Source organism: Nocardioides furvisabuli (assembly GCF_021083185.1).
GTDB classification, from domain to species: domain Bacteria; phylum Actinomycetota; class Actinomycetes; order Propionibacteriales; family Nocardioidaceae; genus Nocardioides; species Nocardioides furvisabuli.
Genome location: NZ_JAIGQB010000019.1, coordinates 1 through 5,298, shown reverse-complemented (window position 1 = coordinate 5,298; position 5,298 = coordinate 1). Strand labels below are relative to the sequence as shown.

The window sequence follows — 5,298 nt, the reverse complement described above, 5'->3', positions numbered from 1 at the left end:
ACGCCTGCACGGCGAGATCGGACTCGTCCCACCAGTCGAGTTCGAGGACGAGCACTACCGGCACAATCCCACACCGACTACCGTCGGCGCGTCAGTTCAGAGCCTCCACTGAACCCGGCACGCGACAACGTCTGGACCTGACGTCCGCGTGCGTCAATCCACCGCCTGTCGGGGAGGTCGCAACATCCGAACTGCCGATGAGCGTGTGAGTGTGGCCCTCGGGTCGCAGATTGGCAGCGGCCGAGTCCAATCGAGATGGCGTCAGCTTTGCCTCGGCGTCAGCGGTGATCCTTGTCGGAGGGTGCTGGCAGGCTTGGCGCATGCCCTACGTCGTTACGAACATCGCCGCCGTCTACCAGTCGAACGAGAAGGACCACGGCCCAGGAGCCGCAGACATGCTGGAGGCCTACCTGAACGCCGCCGAGAAGAATGGCTACCAGCTCGTGAACGTCGTCGGCGAGCACGACTTCGTCGAGGCAGGCGGCACGGTTCGGGCGTCGGTCGCGCCTCTGCTGGTCCTGCACCGGCACCCGGCCCAGACCTAGGCCGCGCGGAAGGGAGTACGACGCGGGGCGAACGTCGGAGCCTGCGGGCTCTGGCCGCCGCCCACATCGCCGCCTGTCGGGGCGGCGGCGCTGCTGTTTGGGACTTCGTTCCTCGAGGCCGATTGTGCGTGGCCTGATCGCCATCGAGCAGGTCCGTCGGAACCAAGAACGCAGCATGTAGTCCGTACTACATATGCGTACGCTCGAAGAGAGCACGCGGAGTAGACGCCGCAACCAACTCCGTCGCTGGGAGAGCCGTGATCGAGAACCCCTTGGACATGCTGCGCGACGGCGTGGTCGGCACCTTTCAGCCGCTTGCCGAACCGGGTTTGAAGAAGTGGTTCGACGGCCACATCAAGATCGCAGATGACCGCGCGACCATCGCGGTGATCGCCCGCAAGAAGCGAGACCCCGCCGCCGAATGGGCGAACGACATGGCGAACAGCCGGATCGTCGCAGGCATCACCGAAGCGGGAACCGTCTTGGCGCCGGTCGAAGCAATCCATCGCAGCACGACGCGAGGCGACTTCTCCATGCCGGTCGTGCGATGGCACCTCGGAAACCTCCTGGTGAACGTCGATTTCGACGAAGTCGACGACGACACGATCTCCGCTTCGCAGATGCACTACGTCGGCCTCGGGTCGTGGTCCGGGCGGCCCGACCACGTGGACGAGCCGATCACCGAGCGAGACGGCTACGGGTGGCGGATTGAAGTCCACCAAGGGCAAGAGCGGACGGCCGAGATCGACCCCGCCTTCGATCTGACCATCGAACACGACTGGACTCTTACCGGGCCCGAGGACCAGCGCTCACTCCAGCGGCCACTGAAGGTCGGTGTCCGTTCGTCGGAGCGTCGTCCACTTCGGGAGCACGTCGAGAGACTCGATGCGGTCCACGCACTATTGTCGATCGCTCACTGGAAACCTGTCTCGGCCATTCGCGGAGTCGCGCAACTCGCCCCTGGGTCCAAGAAGCGTGCACTGCTGTGGGACCACACGATGGTGGCTGAGGTCGTTCGGCCCGACAACAACGAGTTCCCGGTCTTCACGCTCGCAGACATCGGAGACCTGACGGGCCTCGCCGCATGGGTGAACGTGTGCCTGACCAAGCCTCGTGCCGTTACCCCGATCGTCAGGCACCGCCTGTTTCAGAACCAGACACCGGAGGCGCGACTGCTCTATACGGCGGCTGCTTTGGAGTACTGGACGGCCAGCAATGCCCGAAACCCAGATGCGCCGTGGGCCAAGAAGGTGCCCGAGCGGAAGGTGCCGGAGGCGATCGGCAACTCGGTGGGCCAGGCCTGGGAAGCATGGATCGGCGATCCCGACCGCTGGTCCAAGCAGTTCTACGGCACGTACGTGCACCTCAAGCACACCGCCAATCTGGTCGATCCCGACGTCGTCGATGCACTGGAGTACTCGGGCAGGTGGCTCTTGGCTGCCTCGATTCTCGACCAATGCGCTGACTCGACGGCGTCCTCCGACCGCATCTTCTCCGGCCGCGGATTGAGGTACCCGGTCCCGGGCCAAGTACGAGGAGTGCTCGACGAGGCACCCGTTCCACGGGACGACCGTCGGTAGTTTGCCCCGACCCCGGTATACCCCAGGGACGCAGGCCTCAATGCGGTCCGCAGCCACAGAAACCCCGCCAACCGGAGCGCGTGACCACTGCCACGGGTACCCCGTTCAGACTCGACGTCAGCACCTTCACAAGCGCTTACGCCGAGCATGCGCGAGATCCGGATGTGCCGCGACGAGTGCGTCTTATCGCCGCCATTGCCCGTCCCTGCTCCCTATGCAGGCAGTCGCTGGTCCCGGTACGCGCGGCACGTTTGAGACGTCTTGTCGCAATCAGTTGCTCCCGGACGGCCCCCGGGAGGTCCAGCCTTGACGGGAGGCCACATCTCGAGTTCTCTCAGGCAGGTCGACTGGCGGCAGGTGGTCGTCTGTTCGGTTGAAGACATCATCCACGAGGATGCGGTCAGCGGCCTCGACGTGCCCCTCGATGTCGGTCACCTTCACCAGATCGAGACGACAGATGTCGTCGTACGGCGCTGCCTTACACGCGGTCTCGGCGGCTCTCCGGGCCGTTGCTAGGTCGCCCTTCGCGAGCGCGTCGACGACGACGACGTGCGCGGTGTCGACAATCGCGCAGCCAGTTGTTTCGTGAAGTCGTTCGCCGTCGAGCAACCAGCTCCAGCCCCGCTCGCGCAAATGGCTAAATGGCACGCCCTCAACCAGACTCAACGCGGTCTCGAGGTCGCTGATGCCCTCTGCGCCACGGGCTTCGCCTCGGGCACGCAGTCGGCGGAAGAGGTCGAGGTCGACCAGCACGTCTTGAATCTCGTAGGTCTTGACTCCGGTCTTTCGGAAGGTCGGGGAGTCGTTTGCCGGCGGCAGGTATTCGCGACCTGTGCGTTGGCTGTCTCCCAGCCAGGCACGCAGCGAGCCGAGGTCAGTTCTTGCTCGCGACCCTGCGATCGAGAAAGCATCGGCCACTGCAGTGCCAGTTACTCCTGCGGGGTGCAGAGCGATGAAGGCGAGCAGCTCGACGAAGTAGGGCCTGCGCTTGGCAATCGCCGGGGCGACCACGCCGTACGCGCGAGCGCTGACCGGGCCCAGCAGGGCTAGCCGGGGGCGGATGCTTTCGGTGTCGAACCAGTCGGCAACGTCCTGGTCCAGGGTTGGGTCGGACTGCTCGACCTGCCTGCGCACCTGTGCCGGAACAACCGGAGCGAGGGTGACCACGTCCTCCGCCGTCGTGGCGGCAGCGTCGAGGTACTCCTCGACCGGTCGTGGCAGTAGCGATCCTTCGCTGGCTCCCTGAACCTCGCGGCCCCCTGCCAGGTCGGAGCGAACAGCTCCTGCGTGATCTGTCAGTGCCCGCCACCCGTCCGCGGCCGAGGTGGTCGTGGGGATGCGTATCGCTTCGCTCTCGCGGGTGAGATCGACGATCGCTGCGCACGCAGATGCTTCGGCGACGGTGAGGCCGGCGGCTTGTAGGTCCAGGTCGAGGGCGGGCGCGAGCAGGCGTCCGCGGCTGTCCATCTCGAGGACGAGCGATCCATGGACGGGCGCGTTGACGGTCACGAGGGCAGTGCCCAGCCGAGCGGTCGCAGAGGCAGTCAGCAGCATCGCGAGCTCGCTCGCACCGTCGCCGGTGGTGATCACTGCCCAGAACGGATCGGGCTCGCCGGAGCCGGATTGCTGGGCGGTGGCAAGGTTCTCGGCGATCGAGGCGATGATCTTGTCCCCGTTGTCGTGGTGATGAAGGCGCAGGGTGTCGAGCTCGGCCAGCTCCTGACCGAGGCCGATGACGTTGACGTTCACGAGCACCGACCACGGGTTCAGTGCCAGTTCCGCAGCGACATGGCGTGCGAGGGAAGTTGCAGCTTCTGTGCCACCGCTCAGGCTTGCCACACCGAACGACTCCAGATTCAGGAGGTGAAGTCCGCCGGCTTCGTCCTGGCCGATTGAGACGAGCAGTGGGTACGGGGCGATCACGTCGGCGTTCGGCCCCTCTGCGCGCAACTGTGTCGACCAGACCTCACCAGCGCCCGCCCACGGAGCAGGGAGCTCGGAGTCCTCAGCAAGATGGAGTGTGACCGTGTCGTCGGCGAGGACCGCCCGCACCAGGCGTGGGATAGCGAGCCCTGCAGCCGCCGTGTCGGCGGCGAGCGCACGCAATGCCTGGTCGAGCTGCGTGATGGTTGCTGTCATCCGGGCTCCCGCGTGCATCGCTGTCTTCTCGACGGCGCGCAGCTCTGGCGGGGGAGCGGCCACGGTCTGGCCGGGGCGGCGGTACCGGAGCTGGGTGTTGCGGTGGGCTCGCACCGCGAGCAGGACCAGACCGGCGAGTAACGCTCCGGCGCCCGTGAGGCCCGGCAGCAGCCAGGGGGTAGCGGTCTCGTCGACCGCTGGGGACGTGGTTTCCGCCGCAGGCGTCGGGTCGGGCTCCGGCACAGCTGCACGGGTCGGGTCGACTTCAGGGGTGGGCTGCACCTGCGGGGAGACGACGACTTCTGGTACTTGGTCTTGAGGTGCCCCGGTCTTGCCGCCGCGATGCGTGGTGTCGGGGATCGTGATCGTCCAGCCGGGCCTGATCAGGTCGGGGTCCGTCAGGTGTGCCCCGTTGTGCTGGATCGTATAGCGCGATGCCTCGAACAAGTCCGGGTAGCGCAGCGGGTCACCCAACTGCGTTTCAGCGATCTCGGAGAGCGTGTCACCGGGTTGCACCTCGTACTCCTCTACCGGCTGGTCGGCGGCAGAGGAGTCCGCTTCGCGAGGGACCTTGAGCACAGTGCCAGCGACGATGAAGTCGGGGCGCCCGTGGAGCACCTCGCGATTCAGCTCGACGATCTCGGTGTAGCGCCCGCCCTCGCCGAGCATGCGTTCGGCAATCCGCCACAAGCTGTCGCCCCGTTTGACGGTGTAATCGATGATCACCGGCATTGGAGCCGCCGAGACACCGGTCGGGGCGGGCGCTGACTCGGCAAGGACGGGCGCCGTGTCAGCGGACCTCAAGTGCGGCGTGTGCGGGACGGGCGCCGCTGAGGCCGCGTGGACGGGCGCAGGCGAGACCGCCAAGGAAACTGGCGGACTTGCGATGAACAACAGCGCGGCCACGGCGACGAGTTGGCTGGCACCGTGCTGCGGGAGGCTGAGCCCGGGAAGCGACGGGGCCGGCACTCCGCGTATGAGGGCGAGGGCTTCGACGACGACCGAGACTGCGACGACGATCCACGCCGTCCACG

Annotated in this window: 4 protein-coding genes; 3 read left to right on the top strand and 1 reads right to left on the bottom strand. The window is 66.5% G+C overall.

What is annotated here, in order from left to right:
- The first annotated feature begins 320 nt into the window (after positions 1-320).
- Positions 321-545, top strand: coding sequence for a hypothetical protein (locus K4G59_RS19650; RefSeq protein WP_231252758.1), 225 nt, complete (start codon positions 321-323; stop codon positions 543-545).
- A 257-nt stretch (positions 546-802) separates the two neighbouring features.
- Positions 803-2,125, top strand: a complete 1,323-nt coding sequence (locus K4G59_RS19645; RefSeq protein WP_231252757.1) for an ApeA N-terminal domain 1-containing protein — start codon at positions 803-805, stop codon at positions 2,123-2,125.
- A gap of 270 nt (positions 2,126-2,395) precedes the next feature.
- On the opposite strand, the gene K4G59_RS19640 is transcribed toward K4G59_RS19645, so the two are convergent.
- On the bottom strand, positions 2,396-4,996 hold the full coding sequence (locus tag K4G59_RS19640) for a LysM peptidoglycan-binding domain-containing protein (protein ID WP_231252756.1): 2,601 nt from the start codon (positions 4,994-4,996) through the stop codon (positions 2,396-2,398).
- On the opposite strand from K4G59_RS19640, the gene K4G59_RS19635 reads away from it, so the two are divergent.
- Positions 4,983-5,298: hypothetical protein (locus K4G59_RS19635; protein WP_231252755.1), on the top strand; the 316-nt coding region annotated here is incomplete at its 3' end. The two genes, K4G59_RS19640 and K4G59_RS19635, sit on opposite strands and share 14 nt — an antisense overlap.